This window comes from Virgibacillus dokdonensis (assembly GCF_900166595.1).
GTDB classification, from domain to species: domain Bacteria; phylum Bacillota; class Bacilli; order Bacillales; family Amphibacillaceae; genus Virgibacillus; species Virgibacillus dokdonensis.
This window is the reverse complement of sequence record NZ_LT745763.1, coordinates 2,815,839-2,836,142: the sequence shown is the minus strand read 5'-3', so window position 1 is coordinate 2,836,142 and position 20,304 is coordinate 2,815,839. Positions and strand designations below refer to the sequence as shown.

The following is a 20,304-nucleotide window of genomic DNA, read 5'->3' as shown; positions in this document are numbered from 1 at the left end:
TTTTGTTAGCTAACGGATTCCTTAGCATCACTATTTTGATAATGCATTTGTTTTCTCATAAATTTGAATCGAATATAGAACACACTCATAGCGAGTGATGCGAAAATACTAAAATATAAGAATAGACCGCCAACACTCTCCCATGTATTGGAGGTTATGCCTAAAGATATAATACTTCTGTAACTTTCAAGCGAATACGTAAATGGTAAGAAAGTACTCATCTGACGTAATCCTTCTGGGAGCATATCAACTGGTAAGGGTGATCCGGTTGTGGACAATTGCAGGATAACGAATGCCAATGCTATAAATCTCCCAACATTTCCAGCTGCACTTACTAAGAATAAAATAATCATTAAGAAAGTTAAGCTTACCATAATAGAAAACAAGACGAAAGAAACACCGCTTTGCACATCTAAATTTAGGAAAACGAGTGTGTATAAAGATAGGATTAATGCTTGTAGAATAGCAAGCATTATTAGCTTTATAGCTTTGCCAGTAAACCAAGCTGTTGCTGATGGAGGAATAATAACAGGAGTGCGATATTTAACTGCAAAGGACATAATTAAAATGCCAACATAAAGCGCTAATGTTAAAATGTATGGTGCGTTTGAATCACGGTAAAAAGGAAAGCTGTTCATTACTTCGCCATCTAAAACAACAGGTTCCGCAAACATGGAAATATTTTCTTGGGTAGTGTTTAAATTGTTCGTTTTCGCAGCACCTCCCTCTAAACCTGCTTGTAATTCTTCACTTCCATCAGATAAATTTGCTAGGCCACCGTCTACTTGTGAAACCCCATCTGTTAACGTTTCCCAGCCTTGTTTTACAGTTTGATTTCCAGCGCTTACTTGACTAGAACCATCTTCCAGTTCTATTGCACCAGCGGTCAATTTTTGCCACCCAATCTCTACTGTCTTGTTTCCATCACGTACTTGTCTGGAGCCATTAAGCAATTGTTTCGTACCAGCTGTAAGCTCACTCCACCCACTTTTTACAGTTAGATTCCCGTCTTTTATTTGCTTGGTTCCTTCCTGTAATGTAGCTACGTTTGTCTGTAACTCTTTCCATCCTGCTTCTACGGTTTTATTACCAGCTGCTACTTCAGTCGCTCCTTTTTCTAGTTCAATTACACCGTTTTGAAATTGTTGTTGACCTTCTACAAGTTGCTTAAGACCACTGTTCAAATCGGTCACACCTACACTTAGCTCATTTTTTAGGCCGTCTCGTAATTGATTTGCTCCGTTAACAAGCTTTTGAAAATCTTTTTGTTTTTGTGGGCTTGTTTTTAAAGTTTCATTTAGTTGAGCCATAATGATGTTGTATAAAGCATTATCTTCTAGTCCGTCAACACTGTTGGGTAATTCTTGAAGCGCTGCTTGTAAGCTTTGCATGGATTGAATGGTATCGTGAACACCTGCTTGGGCTTGTTGAACTCCTGTAGCTAATTGTTCGCTTCCGGGGATAATCCTTTCACTAAGCCCATTTTTCAGTTGTGTTGTTCCATCTTTTGCTTGTTTTGCGCCTGTCAATAAATTTGTGGAACCAGTACGTAGTTCGTTCGCTCCATCTGCTAATTCGGAAGCCCCATTGGATAGACGAGCAATATCAGCTGATTTTTCATTTAAAGCGTTCATTAACTGTATCGTTCCTTCATGTACCTGTGAAGAGCCATTAGCTAATTTTGTGACATCATTTGTTTTATTTTGTAAGTTGTTTAAAAGTGTGCCTGTTCCTATATTTAATTCTCGCGCACCCTTAGCAAGACTCGTTATATTTTCCTGTTTAGAAACCAGCGATTCTTTCATCGTTTGGGACCCATCTTCTAATTGTTGAGCTCCATTTGCTAATCGTTTGATATCGGAGGATTTTTCATTTAAAGAATCTAGAATTTGCTCAGACCCATTTTTTAGTTTATTAGACCCAAGATTGATCTGTTTCGCACCATCTGAGGCTTCTGTAAATCCACTTGATACTTCTTTTAATTGAGCGACTACATTTTCTACATATGTTGTGGTTATTTGTGTAGATAACTGCGTTTTTATTGATTCAGCAGCTTTATTAGTAACTTGTGCTGCCATGAAGTGTAGCCCTTCATTCTGCATGTAATGTAATGTAGGTCTTATTGGCTCATCATCGAGAACGGTCAAGGCTTTTGTTGAGAAGTCTTCTGGAACTTCAATCGTCATATAATATTTCATATTATCCATGCCTTTTTTCGCTTCTTTGGACGATACAAACTCCCAGCCTAGCAATTTGTTTTCCTTCAAGCTAGTCATTAAACTATCGCCGATGTTTAGACGCTCACCATCTGACATGGCACCTTGGTCATTGTTTACTACTGCTACTGGTAAATTATTCGTATTGTCATAAGGACCCCATTTTGGTGACAACATAATCATGGCATATAGAAGTGGGACGAATATAGCTAAAGAGACGGTGAGAATTACATGTTTATTTTGGAAAATACGTTTTATTTCTGCGGAAATATAACCCGCTTTTCCCATATCATATCCTCCTTTAAGTTATCTTGTTGGCTTCAGGGTTGTTCAAATGCTTGTAAGCAGGCACTTCATTTGTACAGTGGGCAGTTTAGAATTTTAAGGTTTGTAGAAACTTTCCCCTATAAGGATTGGCTACAGGTCGAATTTATCTATTTTCTTGAAGATTATAAATTAGGAAAAGGATTTTATTAGCACTTTTTCTAAAAAGGCAATGAAAATCAATACAGATTTTCACTGCCAATTTCCTTGTTTAATTAAAAATATATTTTCTAAACAAAGGTATGGACGCGCCTGCTGTTAGAAGTATTGCACCGATTAATAATATGAACGGTATATTCGTTGCAGTATTTGGAAGCACTACGCCGTTACCAGGTTTATTGTCATCATTTCCTGCACCTAAATTATTTTCTTCTGGTTTTTCATCATCCCCCGGTTTTTCGCCATCATCCTGTTTTTCATCATCCCCTGGCTTTTCACCGTCACCCGGTTTTTCATCGTCGCTCGGCTTTTCACTGTCACTAGGTTTTTCATCATCCTCTGGCTTTTCATCGTCACTAGGTTTTTCACCATCCCCCGGCTTTTCATCGTCATCTGGTTCTGCAGCTTCTACATATACAATTCGAGTAGCTGTCGCTTGATTTCCGGCTTTATCTTCTACTGTATATGTAATGCTGTATTCGCCTAGTTTTTCAGTATTCAGATCACCAGAAACTATTACTTGCTTAGTTAGATCCCCGTCTATCTCATCTTTAGCCATGACTCCTGGATCGTTGTATGTTTCTCCAACTTTTATAGTCATTGGGTTATCACCCTTTAACGTAATAACAGGTGCTTGATTATCCAGCTTTTCTTCCACTTTTACTGTTGTAAACAGTGTATCTTCTGGAGGGGTACAAGTGACAGGTAGATCAATTGGTGTCGTGCCTAATTTTGCATAAATTTCTGCTTCTATTTCACCTACATGAATGTTTACATCATCCTCTCCTGCATTGAAATTCGTATCATTGCCACTAATTTGAAAGGAAATCAGGGTATCGTTGGGATCAAATGGCGTCTCGGGAATAGCCACTCCTTCCGAACCAAACACATTCACTGTTTCACTTGGCGATGTTAAATTCAATTGATTTACATGACCGTTAAATGGGTTAATAAATCCCTTTAATGGTTCGATTTGTCCGGTTAAGTCTACACCAATAGTAGTCTGTATATTAGAAACAGAAAACTCCTGATTGGCTTGTACTTTATTTGGTACTGTGGCAGTTGGTGTAACGTTCATATTAATAGCTATCTCACCAAAAGAAGTATTGGCTGTACATACATAATTAAATGATTTTGTTGTTTCTTGGGCATGTGCCGTCTTCATTCCACCACTATAGAAAAACACAATAAAAAAGCTCAACACTACCATGATCAATTTTTTTGAGAATTTATGAATGAGAATCTCCTCCTTTTTTATTTACAATGCTTTCTAAATTGCATTTTTTGATATCACGCTCCTTTGAACAATGTTTCCATCGTGTTGTAAACCTTTTTAATTTTTGTTAATATAAATTCAGTTATAGTACAGAAATGAAAAATCATATCTGTTATACTGAAGATGTTAATCTAACTGTAGATTCTTTTTGTTATCTATTCAATTCCGAAAATTGTAGCATTTCAAAAAATGCGGCAATAATCCCCCTAAAATTATAGGATGTCGTCTATTTATGAATGAATAATCATTCATCGTTCGTGAGGTGGTGGTTATTAACTTTTATCTAAAAAAAGAAAAGAGGCGAAAGTAATGCGGTTAGACCAATATATGGATACTTTTTTTCAGTATGGTTTATGTTTAATAAGAGAAAACCAAAAACAAATTGAGTATCATTGGAAACAAGTTTCAGGTTATTTTGAAAGTGGTGAAACGAAGTTAGCAAAAATCCCTATTTCATTACAAGTGCTTTCAGATTTAATCTTTGATTCTCAATATGATAAAGAAGCTCTATTAATTAAAATAAACGAAGTAGGGAAGAGGAAATCTGTAAGTCAGCCCATGAACCAATTTGTTATTACTTTAATGGAAATTGCTGTCCATAGGGTAGTTAAACGGAAGTCAAACTATGATTATAGTGACCTGCAAGCCATTCAATATGTGTTTATGAAGATGCGGGACCATATACTTACGGATAAACAAGATTTTCTATTTACTATAGATGATTTTCTAGATCAACTTGTAAATTCGGAACAATTTCCAATTGATTGGTTAGCAGTCGTGGAAAAAAATGAGCAAGTATTTTACATCAGCAAATGGTTTCAGAGCAATAAACAATGGAATCGTCCATCTCATGATTTTAAAGCTAGCACCTTTTTTAATTTAACAGAAGAACTATTAAAAAGTATGCGGGTGTGTCAATAATTTTGTGTAAATCCCCTTTTGTAGATGTTAACTCTGAATAAATAATCAGGAAATCTCTATAGCCACAGCGTTAGCTGCTTGTCCTTGACCTTGTGCCTCTTCTTTGTGATTCGCTGTGTTGGGCATAGGGGACCCTGCCAGCGAGAGTATAGAAGAGTACGGTCGTGGTACCATAAAAAAGCGGGTGGAGCCTTATGTGGCTATATTTTCTGCACCCGCCAGTAGATATACACCACGACCGTAAACAAGGTCAAGGATGGCGGGTTCTAAGTCCCATTTTCCAGAGATTCGAACAAGGCAACTAATTCAGATTTTGCCTGATCAAAGCCTCGATGGCAGCGCATGCTGAATTTATGATTATACTCTAGAAATCGCGTGACAAGAAAACGTTCTAAAGCCTCCTTGTTTGGAAACTGCTCTTTTCGTTTGACGTATCTCTTTATTTCTTTATTGAAGGCTTCAATTAAATTTGTCGAATAGATACTCCGTCGAATAGAGGCAGGGAACTCATAAAATGTTAATAATTGTTCATTTTTTACAACTGCGTCAATGACACGTGGATATGTCTTTTCCCATTTGCTTTGAAACTGTTCTAACGCTTGTAGGGCTTCTTTTTTGTCTATGGCATGATAAACCGTTTTAAAGTCACTAAGTATCTCTGCACGGTCTTTGACACGAACCTTCTTAGCAATATTGCGGGCAACATGGACACAGCACACCTGATGCTTTGCTTTAGGATAGACACGGTGAATAGCATCTGTCATGCCAGTTAGACCGTCTGAGATGAAGAGCAGAACGTCTGCAACACCACGCTGATATAGTTCCTGCATCAATTCTTCCCATACGTGTGCGGATTCTGTTGGTGCAATAGTAAAGTCTAATACTTCTTTTATGCCGTCTTCCGTGATCCCAATTGCAATATATACAGACTCTTTCTCTACCGTGTTACGACGGATAGGGATTTGAGTAGCATCTAAGTAAATGCATGCGTAACGGTTTTCTAATTTACGTTCATGAAATGCTTGTACATCTTCTGCTACCAATTTTGTTAAGTTAGATACGGTCTGTTTGGTGTAATGATGTCCGTACATTCGTTCGATTAGATGTGCGATTTCATCTGTTGTGATTCCCTTTTCATAAAGGTGAATAACAAACTGTTCCAGCGTGTCATTAGAACGCTTATATGGAGCCACTGTTTGTTGTTGAAATTCTCCGTTCCTATCCCTTGGTATACGAAGTTGTAGCTCACCGTACTCCGTCTTAAAAGTACGGTCATAAAACCCATTACGAGAGTTACCTGAATGAACTCCCTTGCGTTCATACGGTTCGTAATCCAGAAATACAGTTAATTCATGCTTTAGTAATTGGTTAATAGCTTCTTCTAGATGACGGCGAAAAACTTCTTCAATATCTTGTTTTTTTGCTAGTGCTTCAATTAAATCTGTAGTAAGATGGTTCATAGGGAAGACCTCTTTTCTGTGAATTTTGTGTGCTAACTTTATTCTACAAAAAGGGTCTTCCTTTTTCTATGAACTTGTTTAATTGGTATTTCTATTTACACAAAATATTTTACACTCTCAAGTATGCCATATTCCAATAATAAAAATACGATTACGATACCCTATAAGTATAGTACACTTTTAATATGTATAGATAGAAAAGGAGCTGGCTATACAATTCCTTTTATAAACTATATATTGCAATTATTTGAAAACAGTTCAAGGAGATTAAAGGCACCTCGTCAAGAACAGCAATGGAAAGACTCTGTTATTATGTTTTATGAATCCATTATTCAAGCAAAGACATTTGATGAATCTGTGAAATTAGTTACGCAAGGCTTCATTAATTATTTACCTTTTGAAAGATGTGGTATTTTTTCCTATTCATCAGATGATAGAGTGGGAAGTGGCTTGTTAGGTCATCAATTTGATAATAAAGCAATTCAAGAAATAATGGAGGATGTGCGTAATCTTCCTTTGATTGACAAAGGAATGAAGCTATTGCAATTGTTTGGAGAGGGGATGAAATATCTGCAACCTCTTTTCATTACGGATGCAAAGGAAAGCTTTCCTATTGAATACATTAATAAATTTCAATTGAAGTCTATAGTTGTTGCTCCGCTGTATCAGCCTTCAAATAACCGACTTATAGGTGCAGCTATTCTTGATCAAGGGCCTTATAGCCAATTTTCTATCTCACAAGACGCATACACAGCTTTGCTTAAATTTGGACAAAGTGCAGGAGAAGTGATTGGAAAGTTCGAAAAAAAGCCGCATATAGATAAACGCTCATTCTGCTTAACTGTGAGAGAAGTTGAAGTTTTAGCACTGATGGCAGAAGGAGAGTCAACGAGTAGTGCGGCTGATAAATTACATCTAAGCGAGTATACAGTTCGTGATTATATGACGGCAATTATGCGAAAAATGGAGGTGAAAAACAGGACAGAAGCGGTTGCGTATGCAATTAGAAAAGGGATCATTTAAAATTTAAACGGTCTTATGTTGATTATAAGCAGATAGAATATGCTCTAATTTTAAGGCCAATTTCACATTGCCTTCCATTTTTAACTTACCAGTAAAGAGCGCCTTAGTCCCGGTTAATTCACCTGTCGCTAGCTGAAGAAAATGCTCTTCTTTCATAAATAAAATACAATCTGCTTTTTTTGTTTTTCCCTCTACAACATAACTGTCTTTTCCGCGTAATAGTAGTTGATAAGTGGTTGGATAATCGCTTTTAAAATTAAACTGATAGACGACATCCATATCATCTATTAAGGAAGTATCTTCTTTTAGAGCTTTCGTCATTTTCTTAAGCAGGTTAGCGGTTTGTGACATATAATTATATCCTCCTTATAAGAGCTCAATTCGTTTAAATTATAAAAGTTCGTATCATTTTGTACTAGCACGAATAAAGTAGGGTTTTTAACGAAATTTTCTAGAGAAAATCTCCTCTTATAGTTGCGCGAAAGAAAACTTGCAATTGTCACTTTATAAACCCTATTTCATTTGCTATGATTGACTATATACCCTCTCTAAACACCATATGTCAGCAGATAAGTAATTATAAATTTTTGTTTTCCTATAGGTAAGTATAGGTGAGCAAAAAGTTTTAAGGTTTAGATTATAAGAAAAACACTGCCGTTGTTCTGCGATAAAGATTTGGTAAAAATCCAGGTTTTTCAAAAAAATGTACCCCTATTGCTATCTATCCTACTTTCTATAATTAATACAATCAAAGGAGATAAAGATGATAGAAAAACTTACTACTTCGCTATATCTAGAACTTGTCAAACATTGTGATGGAAAATTACTGCTCCGAAAAGAAATTCCTCTTGATGAAGAACTATTCCACGCCTCTCTCGAGCAAAACATATTGACCCCTATCCCATCTATCATGAAAACCCCGTTTATCAAAATATGTCGACGTTGCGGAAATCGAAAAAAATCTCAATTCTCCAACATGCATGATCTTAATCAGAAACGCCTTATTGCATACTGTCGTAATTGCATCCAAATGGGACGAGTAATGGAGACAGAACCACTGTATCGGTGGAATGGTGAGCCAGCTTGTTGGCAAAAGCATGAGTGGGCTTGTACATGGGAAGGTCAACTTACTGGTGCGCAATCCAAGGCTTCTGAAACAATCCGTGATGCTATTTTGCAGCAAGAATCCTCGCTTTTAGTATGGGCTGTTTGCGGATCTGGAAAAACAGAGATGCTATTTGCTGGTATTGAAGCAGCTTTACGGCAAGGGATGCGCATTTGTCTTGCTACTCCGAGAGTCGATGTAGTAAGGGAGCTACTTCCGAGAATACAAGAAGCTTTTTCAACCATACTGATTCAAGCGTTATACGGAGGTAGCAAGGAAAAGAGAGGCACCTCGCAAATCATTATTGCTTCCACCCATCAACTTTTACGCTTTGAACATGCATTTGATGTGGTCATTATTGATGAGCTAGATGCTTTTCCATATCATGCAGATACTTCTTTGGCCTTTGCGACAGAAAGAGCTTTAAAGCCTTCAGGTACAATGATTTATTTAACTGCTACTCCTAGACGTAAAGAACGACGTAAACTACAGTGGAATCAGTTGAAACATGTTTTTGTGCCAACCCGTTATCACGGTTATCCGCTCCCTGTTCCTCAGATGTGCATGTGCTTTTCTCTACACAAGCAATTACAAAAGGGAACCGCTCCTCGAGCATTTATCCGATGGCTTTGTCAGCGAGAAAACAAGCAACGTCAACTCTTGATTTTCCTTCCAACTATCTCTCTTACAGAAAAAGTAGTTAGTCATATATATACTATTCTTTTTAACCAGAAAATAATTAAAGATGCATCGGAAATAACTTCTGTACATGCATCTGATCCTGAAAGGGAACGAAAAATTTCTCAATTTCGAAATAAAAGGCTCCTAGTATTAGTCACCACGACCATTTTAGAAAGAGGCGTAACTTTTCCTTCTGTTGATGTGGCTATCATAGACGCTGGTCATTCTGTATTTGATGAAGCAGCGCTCGTTCAGATTGCAGGACGGGCAGGAAGAAGCGCAGAAGATCCTGACGGGGAAGTCGTTTTCTTTCATGATGGAAAAACAAATGCCATGGTGCGAGCCATTCGCTTAATTAAAAGAATGAATCAACTAGGAGGATTTACATGATGACATGTCTACTTTGTGAAAAGAATATTCTCCCTGAAGTAACGTGGAGAACCATGCTTTATCCAGAAGCAAAAGTTATTTGTGATGCTTGCAATCAGTTATTAGTGGCAATAGATGGCCCACGTTGCACAAGATGCAGTCGTTCGAGTACGGAAGGGAAATGTTTGGACTGTATCCATTGGGAAAAAGCTCCTTCAAAGGATAGTTTAGCTAGTAACTATTCGGTTTACCCGTATAGTAATTTTATGCAAGAAATCATCACGAAATGGAAGTATCAAGGAGATTATGAACTTGGTAATGTGTTTAAAAAAACATTTCGTATCCACTTTAAACGCATGATAAAGACTACTTCAAAGGCATATGTAGCAGTGCCGATTCCTTTAAGTGAAGAAAGACAAGAGGAGCGTGGATTTAATCAAGCAGCCATGTTAGCTGAGTTTCTCCCTATCCCAAAAGCGAATTATTTAGAACGGATCGGGAGTGAAAAACAAGCAAAAAAATCAAAAGAAGAAAGGTTGAATTCTGTAAATCCTTTTAGATTAAAAAAACCGCTTAACAAACCGGTTATTTTAGTCGATGATATATATACGACAGGAGTGACATTGAGGCACGCTGCTAAAGTATTGTTAGAGCAAGGCTGCCCCAATGTATTATCCTTTACACTTATTCGAAGCTAATGTATGACCGTGTTATAATATGAGAAAATGCTTGAAGCGGATATCAATGGAAAGTGGGGATCTATTATGGCAGAATTAGCAAACTGTTCTCGTTGTGATCGTTTATTCTTAAAAGGAGCACGTACAATTTGTCAAAATTGCTACCAACAAGAGGAGGAAGCGTTTCGAACCGTTTATCAATTTATGTCCAAACGAAAAAATAGAGAAGCGACAATGTCTGAAATTGTTGAAAACACAGGTGTAGATGAGGAATTAATTATTAAATTTATTAAAGAAAAACGTTTATTGCCATCTGAGTTCCCGAACATTGGTTATCCATGTAGTCATTGTGGTAACTACATCACTGCAGGCAATTTATGTATCTCTTGTAGAGAGAAATTAAAAAAAGACTTACAACAGTATGAAGCGCAAAAAGAAAGACGAATAGAAGAAGACAAAGAGAGACAAAAAACGTATTACTCGTTTGATGATTAATAAAATTGGAATGTGGTAGTAAGTATCCTATATCTATGTCGGAAAAAGGGTGTGGACAAATTCCTAATCAAGAAATATAACCGTCAAGCTGTCCTAGTCTAACTGGAGCAATGAAAGAAAACGCCCAAGATTGAAGATTCACGTTTTAATAACATAGATCAATCACTTGTAAATAATAGCTTTAATAATTGATGATGTAATCCGATAATAGAAGTAAGTTAACATATAATCATTGGAATTTGCTCTTAAAGAGGTGGAGTGGAAATGAAAATAAATGGGCCTAATCAATCTGACTTTAACCCATACCATAAACAACAACTGCCTAAACAAATGGAAGTTAAACAAACAATGAAAAAAGACCAATTAGAAATATCAAATGAAGCAAAACAGTTGCATGAGGACAATAGGGAAAATAAAACAAGAACTGCCAAAATAGATCGATTAAAAGAAATGATAGAATCTGGTGAATACAAAATGAACTATGATCAAACAGCACAGAAATTAATCGATTTCTTTACTGGAAAGTAATGAAGGGAAGGAAAGGAGGGTTTGCTTGAGCTTAAAAACTCTTATAGACATATTAGAAAAATTATTACATTTGCATGTAGAATTCGTCGATCTCTCAAAGACGAAAACAAACGTTGTAAAGAACGGCGATGTGGATACATTATCATCTATTATAGCTAGAGAGCGTAAACTGTCTAGAAAAATGGAGAAAGTAGAGAAAGAACGACAACAATATATGGCTACTTGGTTTGAGGTTAATCAGCCTCAGGAGCAAGAGCAAACTGTTACGACGCTTTTATCTCAAGTGGAATCTGAAAAAGACAAAGAGCAGTTAATCGAACTAACAACGGAGCTAATGAGGACAATGGCGCAGTTGAAACAACAAGAGCAATTGAACCGTATGTTAATTCAACAGTCTTTACAATTTGTTCACTTTTCTCTTGATCTAATGAATCCAACAATTGAATCAATGAATTATGGAACGGATAAGGAAAAACAAGTAAGATCTAAACAGTCTTTATTTGACTCAAAGGTTTAATAGGAGGCCGTAAGATGAGTAGTTTTCATGGATTAGAAATGGCAAAACGGGCGCTGTTTGCGCAACAATCAGCATTATATACAACGGGACATAATATTTCCAATGCGAATACAAAAGGCTATACGAGGCAACGGGTTAATTTTGAAACGACGACTGCTTACCCTGCTGCTTCAAGAAACCGTCCTGAAATACCTGGACAAATAGGCACAGGTGTTGAAGCTGGTTCTGTTCAACGCGTACGCGATAAATTTTTAGATTATCAATTTCGGTCTGAAAATAGTAGATCAGGTTTTTGGACTTCAAAATCAGAAGCTCTTAGTAGAATGGAAACAGTATTAAATGAGCCATCTGACAACGGATTAGCAAGTACAATGGAGAAATTCTGGAATTCACTGCAAGAATTGGCGGTTAATCCTGATAATTCAGGAGCTAGGTCCGTTGTTGCAAACCGTGGCATGGCAGTAGCAGAAACTTTTCAGCATTTATCTAAATCGTTATCTTCCCATCGATCAGACTTAAAAAATCAAATCGATACAACTGTGAAAGAAACGAATTCATTATTACGACAAATTGGCAGTTTGAACGAACAAATTAGTGAGCTTGAGCCACATGGTTATTTACCTAATGATCTATACGATCGTAGAGATAACCTCATTGATAAATTATCCAGTAAAATGAATATAAAAGTCACCTACTCTAAAAGCTCTGAAAGCTCGCCAAAGATAGCCGATGGAATAGCCTCCATTGAAGTTGTAGATAACACTGGTAATTCTTTTCAACCTAATGTCGTTTTAATAAACGGAACATCTGAGCAACAGCAGATTAATGAGTTTACTGTGGAGTATGGCTCTGATCCTTATGCATCAGTAACCGGAATAAGTGTAAATGGAGAAACAGTCAATATTCTTGAATCAAATGGAACCTTAGGAGGTCTCATTGATTCTTATGGTCATGATTTAGACGGTGATGGGGCAATTCAAGGCACTTACACGGATATGTTAACAAATTTAGATAAAATGGCAACCGAAATGGCTAAGGAATTTAATCGTGTACATAGAAGTGGAAAAGCTTTGGATGGAACGGACGGTATTGATTTCTTCGTCTTTAAAAACGGTAAGAGCGGTGCTGCTGGAATTACGGTAAACCAACTTATTATGGATGAGCCAGATAACATTGCTGCAAGTACAAATGAAACGGATGGAGAAGGAGCAAATGCCTTAGCGCTTTCTGAAGTATTTACGGATAAATCATTAGCTGGAAATCCGTTAGGCGAGAATACATCGATTAATAGTTTTTATGATTCGTTAATTGGAGAAATGGGTGTAGAAGCCGAAGAAGCTAAACGGATGACAGAAAATACAGGGATCTTAAAATCGCAAGTAGAAGAACAACGGATGTCAGTGAGCAGTGTCTCCTTAGATGAAGAAATGTCTAACATGATTAAATTTCAGCATGCTTATAACGCTGCTGCACGAAGTATGACAACCATTGATGAAATGCTAGACCGTGTCATTAATAATATGGGTCTTGTTGGGAGGTAGATGGTAGTATGAGAATTACGCAGAGTATGCTTTCAAATAACATGTTACGGAATTTGTCCAATAGCTATACGAAGTTGGATACGTATATGGAACAAGTAAGAACAGGGAAAAAAATAAATCGTCCTTCCGATAATCCAGTTGTAGCAATGAAGGGGATTAATTATCGTAGACAGGAAAATGAAGCGGAGCAGTATTTACGGAATACAGGCGAGGCACATAATTGGATGGATAACTCAGATGCAGCGCTTGATCAGGCCACAAAGGCAATGCAAAAGTTACGGGAATTAGCAGTTAAGGCAAGTAATGGAACGAATGATGATGAAGAATACAAGAGTATAAAAGAAGAAGCTAAACAATTGAAAGAGCATTTAATTAGTATAGCAGATACAAAAGTGAATGGTAAATACATATTCAATGGGACGGATACGACCAATTCACCATTTGATCAAAATGGCGTTTTTTCACCTAATACGGATCCTGTTAATATTCCTATTGCTGCTGGTTTAGAATTACAAGCTAACGTGGACGGAGGAGCTGTATTCGGTAATGGTCTATTTGATACAGTCGATTCATTTATTCAAAAGCTTGATAATCATGACATGGATGGTATTGAAGAGGTCATTGGCGAAAGTATTGAGGAACTTGATACAGGAATTAATCAAATTATTGATACAAGAGCAGGCTTGGGTGCTCGCATGAATCGTTTGGAACTCGTGGAAAATAGACTGGGTGATCAGAAAATAATGGCTACAAAAATGATGTCCGATAATGAGGATATTAATTATAGTGAAGCCATTACTAATTTAATTACGCAGGAATTTTTACATCGCGCCGCATTATCAACGGGTTCTAGAATTATCCAGCCGACCCTTGTTGATTTCTTGAGATAATAACATAACCCTGTCCCTTTGTTAGGTGGCAGGGTTTCCGTTATGAATACGAAAGGAACGATGACGCATGAATATTCCTCAATTGAAAATGACATCCCAAATGGCTCAAATTGAACTGCAACAAACGAAACCAAAACAAACAATCCGGCAACCAAAAGCAGACATATCAATTCAACAGCCTAAGGCAGAAGTGAGTATGCGGACAACTCCTAGTAAGTTAACTATTGATCAAACAAAGGCATTTGCCGATGCGAATTTAATGTCTATTTTCCAAAGAAATGATCAATTTGCAAGAGAAGGGAAACAAGCCGTTTTAGAGGGAATAGAGAGACGCGCGCAGCAAGGAACAGAACTAATGAAGATTGAGCAAAAAGGAAATCCGCTAATATCTCAAGCAAAAATGAATGCATATACACCAATGAAACGGTTAGGAATAGCTTTTATCCCTTCTCCGTTTTCAGTGAAAATAGACTATAAACCAGCAGAACTTCATATAGATGTACAAGCAAAAAAGCCAAATATTGAGGTCCAAACAAATTCAGCTGAGCATCACTATGTACCTGGAGATGTATTGACAAGAATGAAGCAATACCAAGATTTGCAGATTGAAGTCGTTTATCCTGAAGATAAGGTGTTATAAGATTCGCACTTCAAGAATGGGAAGATAGAAGCTGAAGTCTAATTAGGAAATAACTTCACCTAAAGCCCTTTTTTGTAAAAAGGCTTTAGGTCATTGGGGGGAAGAAACCCCGACGAATTGAGATTCACTTAATAATGAGGTTTGTCTTTGCATACAGGATATTGTAAATTTGCTGTTGCAAGAGTAATATCCATACTACAACAAGCGTAACAGTACGGTCATCTAACTTAATTAAAACATCATGTTTTGCAATCTATTAGATCAGTTAAAGAAATGGAAGGAGTACAATTATGCTTATAATGACAAAATATTTTGGAGAGATGGATATTGATTTTGCTAGGGTTATTCATTTTCCAACTGGTGTATTAGGATTTCCTCAAGAAACAGAATTTGTTTTAATTGATTTTCCTAAGCCATCTGTATTCCAATTATTACAATCCATGAAAGAAAAAGAGATAGCATTTATTGTCATTAATCCCTACCATATGTATACAGATTATACATTTGAATTGGACGACAGTATTGTACAAGCATTAAAACTGGGAGACGAAACGGATATCGTTGTATTATCGATTGTCACTCTAAAGAAGCCTTTTAAGGATAGCACGATTAATTTGCAAGCTCCGATAATTATTAATGCAAACAACTGGTGTGGAAAGCAGTTTGTAATTAAGACGAACCAATACAACACGAGAGAGCCGATTACTGTAAACGATCCTTTAATGGCGAAGGGAGAATAAATATGCTTGTATTAACTCGTAAACGTAATGAGGCCATCCAAATCGGTGAAGATATTGAAATAAAAGTGCTTGGTATGGAAGGCGATCAAGTGAAAATCGGCATTAGTGCTCCTTCATCTGTAGATATCTATCGTAAAGAACTCTATTTAGATATCACTCATGAAAACAATAAAGCGGCAAATATTCCAAATGAAATAGTGAATCTTTTAAAAGATAATACATAGATAGTTTCATAACAAACCAGACGCTAAAATATTTTGTCGTATTGTTATAAGTTCTTCATTAATAGCATTTTTATTAAACAGATTAAATAATTGTACAGTTAATCCGATATAAAAATAAAAAGGTTGTGGAGCAAATGAATATGCGATTAGAGCGCATTGGGACCGGGTCACATCCTAAGTTACAAGAACAGAGTAACGATCGGCAAGCGGTTAAGAAGGAGACAACTAACAACGATCAAAGTCGAGCCGATGCTATTCGTCCGTCCATGGTCGTGACAAAAGATAAGCTGAAAACAGCTGTAGAAAAATGGAACGAATTTATTGAGCCGTTCCGAACAGATCTACGTTTTAAGTTTCATGAAAAGCTGAATGAATACTATGTGACAGTAGTCAATCCATTAACAGATGAAGTTATAAAAGAAATACCTCCGAAAAAAATGCTAGATATGTATGCAGATATGGCGGAATATATGGGTATATTAATCGATGAGAAAATATAAAACGTTTAAAGTGGCTTTTGTATATCGAGAGGGGAGATTTTATAGTCGAAGAAAAACGGTAATTTGCTCTCTTAAGTTTTAGAGAGTATAAAATTTTAGAATATAAGTAAAATGATGGCGTTTTTCCGCCATAAAAGATTTGCGGAAAGCAAAGTTTTTCTAAAACATTTGAATAATACGATGTAAAGGGGCGAGACAAATGGTCATGCGCGTTGGTGGCTTAGCAAGTGGTATGGATATTGAAGCAATGGTAGATAAGTTGATGAAGGCTGAACGTATACCATTAAATAAATTAGAGCAAGATCGTACGAAATTAGAATGGAAACGAGATGCTTTTCGAGAAATCAACAGCAAGCTAACAGAGCTAGATGATTTAATGTTTGAAATGAGGAAGAGTGTGGCTTATAACGCAAAAAACGTTAGTTCAACCAAAGAAGGTGCAGTAACAGCAACTGCAAATGCGGATGTTGCCAATGGTACATATCAAATTAGAGTGAATCAATTAGCCAGTACAGCGATTAATGTAAGCACAAATACTGTAAAATCAGATGTACAGCTAGTTGAAGGTGATGAAATAGCATTTAATACGATAAATGAAAAAGGTGAAGAAGTACCATATACGTATACTATTCAAAAAGGCGATACATTAACGGACGTATTAAAAAAAATATCTCGAGATGATAATAATGTACGTATGTTTTATGATGAACAAACGGAAAAAGTAATTATGGAAACGACAAGGACAGGAAATTACCGTGATGGTGCAGAAATTCAATTTGATAATAATTCATTTTTAGCTAACGTGCTTCACATGGATATGGATAAGGAATCAGGCGGTACTAATGCGAAGTTTGAATACAATAATAGCGGGTTAATCATGGAATCGAAAACAAATTCCTATAAGATAAATGGAATGACATTGGAATTTAAGCAAGAGACAGAGGGTAAAAATGTCAGCCTTACTGTAACAAATGATGTGGACGCTTCCTACGAGAGAATAATGGAATTTGTTGATAAGTATAATGAAGTCGTAGAAGCGCTAAATAAATCACAGCTAGAGGAGCGTCATCGTGATTACCCACCATTAACCGCTGAACAAAAAAAGGATATGTCGGAGAACGAAATTGAACTTTGGGAAAAAAGAGCTAAAAGTGGGCTTTTACGAGGAGACACGACAATTTCTAATGGCTTATTTAATCTGCGCTCTAGCTGGTACGAAAAGGTAGATACTGGCGGAGAATATACAACTTTGACACAGGTTGGAATTGAAACATCCAAAGACTATTTAGATGGCGGAAAGCTCATAGTTAACGAAAAAGAACTGAAAACAGCACTTCGGGAAAATCCTGCTGATGTACAAAATTTATTTACTAACAGTGACGAAGGAAATTCACGTGGACTAATCCAACGTTTAGAAGATTCTCTGGAAACAACAAAAGAGCAAATCAGTGAAAAAGCTGGTAGTATTTTAACACCTTCATTAGAAAGTTATACATTGGGGAAACGAATGAAAGATGTGGATGATCGGATGGAATCTCTTGAAGATCGAATTGCTCAGGCTGAAGCTCGTTACTGGAACCAATTCACAGCAATGGAAAAAGCAATTTCAAGAATGAATCAACAGTCAGCGCAATTAATGTCCCAATTCGGTGGTGGCATGTAAGGATGGGAGTGAGTGAGCAATATGTCTTTTTATAAGCAACATCAGGTTTACCAAAATAACGCAGTAAATACAGCGTCACCTTCAGAGTTAACGTTAATGCTGTATAACGGTTGTATAAAATTTATTAAACAAGCGATGAAGGATATAGATGGAGATCAGTTTGAAGCTAAAAATAAAAATATCCAAAAGGCGCAAAATATCATTCTTGAGTTGATGGTTACGTTAGATATGGAAGTTGATATTTCCAGTCAGTTTATGTCACTTTATGAATATATGCATCACCGCTTAACAGAGGCGAACACACAAAATGATAGAGCGGCATTGGAAGAAGTTCTTAGCTTTGTTATCGAGTTTCGTGATACATGGAAGCAAGTAATTTTACAAACTAGAAAAAAACAATATTCTAAAGGTGCTCAAGTGTGATGAATCGGTTAACTTCCTTCTATGATACTACCCAACATTTACATGATCTTCTTCAACAGGAAATAGACCCAAAGGAACGCGAATCGATCATCTCAAAAGTAAATGACTTGATTGAAGAACGTGGTGAACAAATGAAATCACTAAAACCGCCTTTTTCAGAGGAAGAAAAAGCTACAGCAAAAAAAATTATGCAATTAAATAAGTTAATTGAACAAGAAATGCTGTTACTGTTTGATAATTTGAAAGTAGAATTGCGCCAAATGAAAAAACAAAAACAATCCAACCGAAAGTATATTCATCCATATGAAACGATACAATCACGGGATGGAATCTATTTAGATCGGAAAAAATAAATGCAGTGTAACTTTATGCAATGGGATTTTTTTCATTTTCTACTACTTGATTAAGGATTACAAAGTTATTAAATAGGTCGGGGTAAAAAAGGTGCTTCTTCCTCCCTTTTATTTACCCCGATGTTAAGAAAAAAATTTACCAAACATTTTACGAACTCGCGTTCTATGTTAACTTGTTTTTTATTGTAAATTATCTAAACCTAGTTGTATCAAGGTTTAAACGATTTAATGTAACAATTCCTTTACATTTTAATAGTTTTTACAGGAAATTTAAAGGGAAACGTTGTATAATGAAAGTAGCAGGAGAAAGGAGGACACTGATATGAATTTTAACATACGTGGTGAAAATCTTGAGGTAACAGGAGCTATACGTGATTACGTGGAGAAGAAGATAGGTAAGTTAGAAAGGTATTTTGATGCTCCACTAGCTTCTGATGTACATGTGAATTTAAGTGTCTATAATGATGAACAAAGGATTGAAGTGACGATCCCGATGACTAATTTATTATTGCGCGGTGAGGTACAACATGTTGATCTTTACGCTGCTATTGACTTAGTTGTCGATAAACTTGAGAGGCAAATTAGAAAACATAAAACAAAAGTAAATAGAAAGTTTAGACAAAAAGGATCTCCTAAGCATGTTTTTGCAGAATTAGAAAAAGACGCTTTAAATGGAGAGCAAGAAGAAGAGTCTTCTGATATAGAAATTGTGCGAACAAAACGATTCGACCTTAAACCAATGGATTCTGAAGAAGCGGTACTACAAATGGATATGCTCGGTCATTCTTTCTACGTTTTTGAAAACGCTGTAAATGGTGAAACAAATGTTGTTTACCGAAGAAAAGATGGAAAGTACGGGTTAATTGAACCAAACGCATAAAAAATTTTATAAAAAGTAAAAGCCAGTTGTTTTATGACAGCTGGCTTTTACTTTTTTAGTTAAAATAATGTAGTACCACATTGTACATGCAGCTGGTTTGGCTATCACAATTCTATGATTCTAGTTGGTATGTTTTTCTGCCGTAGTTAATAAGAAAGGTGTTACGAACAGACTAAAAATATTGTCGAAAATTGATGTCCATTATGCTAAATTTAAATAATGTCTGTAAAAATGTTATGAAATGTGGTATAAATCCACTCATTAACTAGGTATTTTATCCTAAAATTGCAGAATTATGTCGTTTGTAAGCCTAAAAACTAATTTTGGCTGTTCGCTTCATGAAGGCTTTTTGTGATATAAAATATGTAAGGGTAGGAGGTGAGCCATTGGATTGTGACAAAAGCCTTTATCTAAAGCATATTACTCAAAAAATAGAGCAACATGAGAGAACGATTAGCCAACTTGTGGAAATTGTAGCAGTTTTAAATCGACAATTAGCTATATACAAGGAGGGAGTGATGGAACGAAAGCGATAAATTTCTCCGTGAAAATTTCCTCGCAATAAGTGATCTCCCAAAACCCCCAATTATCCTCTCTGAAAAGAGTGGTTCATCCTCGAACCACTCTTTTGTATGGCTTGAGCTGCATATTAATAGCATTTAGAATAAGCTCTTATTTAAAAAATGAAGCTTACTCTAA

22 protein-coding genes are annotated in these 20,304 nt (G+C 36.3%); 18 read left to right on the top strand and 4 right to left on the bottom strand.

Annotation, left to right across the window (positions count from 1 at the left end; all coding sequences use genetic code 11):
* Window positions 1-5: 5 nt before the first annotated feature.
* Window positions 6-2,504 (bottom strand): YhgE/Pip family protein, encoded by a 2,499-nt coding sequence (locus B2C77_RS14930; RefSeq protein ID WP_077705379.1) that lies wholly within the window; start codon window positions 2,502-2,504, stop codon window positions 6-8.
* Window positions 2,505-2,751: 247 nt separating this feature from the next.
* The gene (locus B2C77_RS14925; protein WP_077705376.1) at window positions 2,752-3,909 is read right to left on the bottom strand and encodes a DUF5011 domain-containing protein; all 1,158 of its coding nucleotides are present in this window, start codon (window positions 3,907-3,909) and stop codon (window positions 2,752-2,754) included.
* A gap of 375 nt (window positions 3,910-4,284) precedes the next feature.
* Here B2C77_RS14925 and B2C77_RS14920 point away from each other — a divergent pair, with 375 nt between their 5' ends.
* On the top strand, window positions 4,285-4,896 hold the full coding sequence (locus B2C77_RS14920; RefSeq protein WP_077705374.1) for a hypothetical protein: 612 nt from the start codon (window positions 4,285-4,287) through the stop codon (window positions 4,894-4,896).
* Between the two features lie 266 nt (window positions 4,897-5,162).
* Here the strand turns inward: B2C77_RS14920 and B2C77_RS14915 are convergent, their stop codons facing one another.
* Entirely contained in the window at window positions 5,163-6,356 is a 1,194-nt protein-coding gene (locus B2C77_RS14915) for an IS256 family transposase (RefSeq protein ID WP_077701822.1), read from the bottom strand.
* Between the two features lie 237 nt (window positions 6,357-6,593).
* On the opposite strand from B2C77_RS14915, the gene B2C77_RS14910 reads away from it, so the two are divergent.
* Window positions 6,594-7,379, top strand: coding sequence for a helix-turn-helix transcriptional regulator (locus B2C77_RS14910; protein ID WP_176087338.1), 786 nt, complete (start codon window positions 6,594-6,596; stop codon window positions 7,377-7,379).
* A 3-nt stretch (window positions 7,380-7,382) separates the two neighbouring features.
* Here the strand turns inward: B2C77_RS14910 and B2C77_RS14905 are convergent, their stop codons facing one another.
* Window positions 7,383-7,730, bottom strand: a complete 348-nt coding sequence (locus tag B2C77_RS14905) for an SCP2 sterol-binding domain-containing protein (protein WP_077705369.1) — start codon at window positions 7,728-7,730, stop codon at window positions 7,383-7,385.
* A gap of 412 nt (window positions 7,731-8,142) precedes the next feature.
* On the opposite strand from B2C77_RS14905, the gene B2C77_RS14900 reads away from it, so the two are divergent.
* From B2C77_RS14900 to B2C77_RS21730, 16 genes are all read left to right on the top strand, one after another.
* Window positions 8,143-9,555, top strand: coding sequence for an ATP-dependent helicase ComFA (locus tag B2C77_RS14900; RefSeq protein WP_077705366.1), 1,413 nt, complete (start codon window positions 8,143-8,145; stop codon window positions 9,553-9,555).
* Window positions 9,552-10,232 carry a ComFC family protein gene (locus tag B2C77_RS14895; RefSeq protein WP_237342764.1) on the top strand — a complete coding sequence of 227 codons (681 nt, stop codon included), beginning with the start codon at window positions 9,552-9,554 and terminating at the stop codon, window positions 10,230-10,232. Before B2C77_RS14900 ends, B2C77_RS14895 begins: the two co-directional genes overlap by 4 nt.
* 27 nt (window positions 10,233-10,259) lie before the next feature.
* Complete coding sequence (locus tag B2C77_RS14890; protein ID WP_254843980.1) at window positions 10,260-10,706, top strand: TIGR03826 family flagellar region protein; 447 nt, start codon at window positions 10,260-10,262, stop codon at window positions 10,704-10,706.
* 264 nt (window positions 10,707-10,970) lie between these two features.
* On the top strand, window positions 10,971-11,234 hold the full coding sequence (gene flgM / locus B2C77_RS14885; RefSeq protein ID WP_077705360.1) for a flagellar biosynthesis anti-sigma factor FlgM: 264 nt from the start codon (window positions 10,971-10,973) through the stop codon (window positions 11,232-11,234).
* A 25-nt stretch (window positions 11,235-11,259) separates the two neighbouring features.
* Window positions 11,260-11,751 carry a flagellar protein FlgN gene (locus tag B2C77_RS14880; protein ID WP_176087337.1) on the top strand — a complete coding sequence of 164 codons (492 nt, stop codon included), beginning with the start codon at window positions 11,260-11,262 and terminating at the stop codon, window positions 11,749-11,751.
* Between the two features lie 14 nt (window positions 11,752-11,765).
* Complete coding sequence (gene flgK, locus B2C77_RS14875) at window positions 11,766-13,292, top strand: flagellar hook-associated protein FlgK (RefSeq protein ID WP_077705354.1); 1,527 nt, start codon at window positions 11,766-11,768, stop codon at window positions 13,290-13,292.
* 8 nt (window positions 13,293-13,300) lie between these two features.
* The gene (gene flgL, locus B2C77_RS14870; RefSeq protein WP_077705351.1) at window positions 13,301-14,182 is read left to right on the top strand and encodes a flagellar hook-associated protein FlgL; all 882 of its coding nucleotides are present in this window, start codon (window positions 13,301-13,303) and stop codon (window positions 14,180-14,182) included.
* 88 nt (window positions 14,183-14,270) lie between these two features.
* Window positions 14,271-14,822 (top strand): DUF6470 family protein, encoded by a 552-nt coding sequence (locus B2C77_RS14865; protein WP_254844046.1) that lies wholly within the window; start codon window positions 14,271-14,273, stop codon window positions 14,820-14,822.
* Window positions 14,823-15,112: 290 nt separating this feature from the next.
* Window positions 15,113-15,562 carry a flagellar assembly protein FliW gene (gene fliW, locus B2C77_RS14860; protein WP_077705345.1) on the top strand — a complete coding sequence of 150 codons (450 nt, stop codon included), beginning with the start codon at window positions 15,113-15,115 and terminating at the stop codon, window positions 15,560-15,562.
* Window positions 15,563-15,564: 2 nt separating this feature from the next.
* The gene (csrA, locus tag B2C77_RS14855; RefSeq protein WP_077705343.1) at window positions 15,565-15,786 is read left to right on the top strand and encodes a carbon storage regulator CsrA; all 222 of its coding nucleotides are present in this window, start codon (window positions 15,565-15,567) and stop codon (window positions 15,784-15,786) included.
* A gap of 140 nt (window positions 15,787-15,926) precedes the next feature.
* The gene (gene flaG / locus B2C77_RS14850; RefSeq protein ID WP_077705340.1) at window positions 15,927-16,286 is read left to right on the top strand and encodes a flagellar protein FlaG; all 360 of its coding nucleotides are present in this window, start codon (window positions 15,927-15,929) and stop codon (window positions 16,284-16,286) included.
* 199 nt (window positions 16,287-16,485) lie between these two features.
* Window positions 16,486-17,949 (top strand): flagellar hook-associated protein 2, encoded by a 1,464-nt coding sequence (locus tag B2C77_RS14845; RefSeq protein WP_254843979.1) that lies wholly within the window; start codon window positions 16,486-16,488, stop codon window positions 17,947-17,949.
* Between the two features lie 21 nt (window positions 17,950-17,970).
* Window positions 17,971-18,372 (top strand): flagellar export chaperone FliS, encoded by a 402-nt coding sequence (fliS, locus tag B2C77_RS14840; RefSeq protein WP_077705337.1) that lies wholly within the window; start codon window positions 17,971-17,973, stop codon window positions 18,370-18,372.
* Window positions 18,372-18,725, top strand: coding sequence for a flagellar protein FliT (gene fliT / locus B2C77_RS14835; protein ID WP_077705334.1), 354 nt, complete (start codon window positions 18,372-18,374; stop codon window positions 18,723-18,725). The genes fliS and fliT overlap by 1 nt, the downstream gene beginning before the upstream one ends.
* A gap of 322 nt (window positions 18,726-19,047) precedes the next feature.
* Window positions 19,048-19,605, top strand: coding sequence for a ribosome hibernation-promoting factor, HPF/YfiA family (gene hpf / locus B2C77_RS14830; RefSeq protein WP_073007597.1), 558 nt, complete (start codon window positions 19,048-19,050; stop codon window positions 19,603-19,605).
* Window positions 19,606-19,991: 386 nt separating this feature from the next.
* On the top strand, window positions 19,992-20,141 hold the full coding sequence (locus tag B2C77_RS21730; protein WP_176087336.1) for a hypothetical protein: 150 nt from the start codon (window positions 19,992-19,994) through the stop codon (window positions 20,139-20,141).
* Window positions 20,142-20,304 lie beyond the last annotated feature (163 nt).

Bases quoted from the DNA above. Each gene is read 5' to 3' on its own strand.
- B2C77_RS14925 (WP_077705376.1), bottom strand. From the start codon at position 3,909: ATGGTAGTGTTGAGCTTTTTTATTGTGTTTTTCTATAGTGGTGGAATG.
- B2C77_RS14890 (WP_254843980.1), top strand. From the start codon at position 10,260: ATGCTTGAAGCGGATATCAATGGAAAGTGGGGATCTATTATGGCAGAA.
- B2C77_RS14920 (WP_077705374.1), top strand. From the start codon at position 4,285: ATGCGGTTAGACCAATATATGGATACTTTTTTTCAGTATGGTTTATGT.
- flgL (WP_077705351.1), top strand. From the start codon at position 13,301: ATGAGAATTACGCAGAGTATGCTTTCAAATAACATGTTACGGAATTTG.
- hpf (WP_073007597.1), top strand. From the start codon at position 19,048: ATGAATTTTAACATACGTGGTGAAAATCTTGAGGTAACAGGAGCTATA.
- B2C77_RS14930 (WP_077705379.1), bottom strand. From the start codon at position 2,504: ATGGGAAAAGCGGGTTATATTTCCGCAGAAATAAAACGTATTTTCCAA.
- fliT (WP_077705334.1), top strand. From the start codon at position 18,372: ATGAATCGGTTAACTTCCTTCTATGATACTACCCAACATTTACATGAT.
- flaG (WP_077705340.1), top strand. From the start codon at position 15,927: ATGCGATTAGAGCGCATTGGGACCGGGTCACATCCTAAGTTACAAGAA.
- B2C77_RS14905 (WP_077705369.1), bottom strand. From the start codon at position 7,730: ATGTCACAAACCGCTAACCTGCTTAAGAAAATGACGAAAGCTCTAAAA.
- flgK (WP_077705354.1), top strand. From the start codon at position 11,766: ATGAGTAGTTTTCATGGATTAGAAATGGCAAAACGGGCGCTGTTTGCG.
- flgM (WP_077705360.1), top strand. From the start codon at position 10,971: ATGAAAATAAATGGGCCTAATCAATCTGACTTTAACCCATACCATAAA.
- fliS (WP_077705337.1), top strand. From the start codon at position 17,971: ATGTCTTTTTATAAGCAACATCAGGTTTACCAAAATAACGCAGTAAAT.
- B2C77_RS14895 (WP_237342764.1), top strand. From the start codon at position 9,552: ATGATGACATGTCTACTTTGTGAAAAGAATATTCTCCCTGAAGTAACG.
- B2C77_RS14845 (WP_254843979.1), top strand. From the start codon at position 16,486: ATGGTCATGCGCGTTGGTGGCTTAGCAAGTGGTATGGATATTGAAGCA.
- B2C77_RS14915 (WP_077701822.1), bottom strand. From the start codon at position 6,356: ATGAACCATCTTACTACAGATTTAATTGAAGCACTAGCAAAAAAACAA.
- B2C77_RS14900 (WP_077705366.1), top strand. From the start codon at position 8,143: ATGATAGAAAAACTTACTACTTCGCTATATCTAGAACTTGTCAAACAT.
- csrA (WP_077705343.1), top strand. From the start codon at position 15,565: ATGCTTGTATTAACTCGTAAACGTAATGAGGCCATCCAAATCGGTGAA.
- fliW (WP_077705345.1), top strand. From the start codon at position 15,113: ATGCTTATAATGACAAAATATTTTGGAGAGATGGATATTGATTTTGCT.
- B2C77_RS14865 (WP_254844046.1), top strand. From the start codon at position 14,271: ATGACATCCCAAATGGCTCAAATTGAACTGCAACAAACGAAACCAAAA.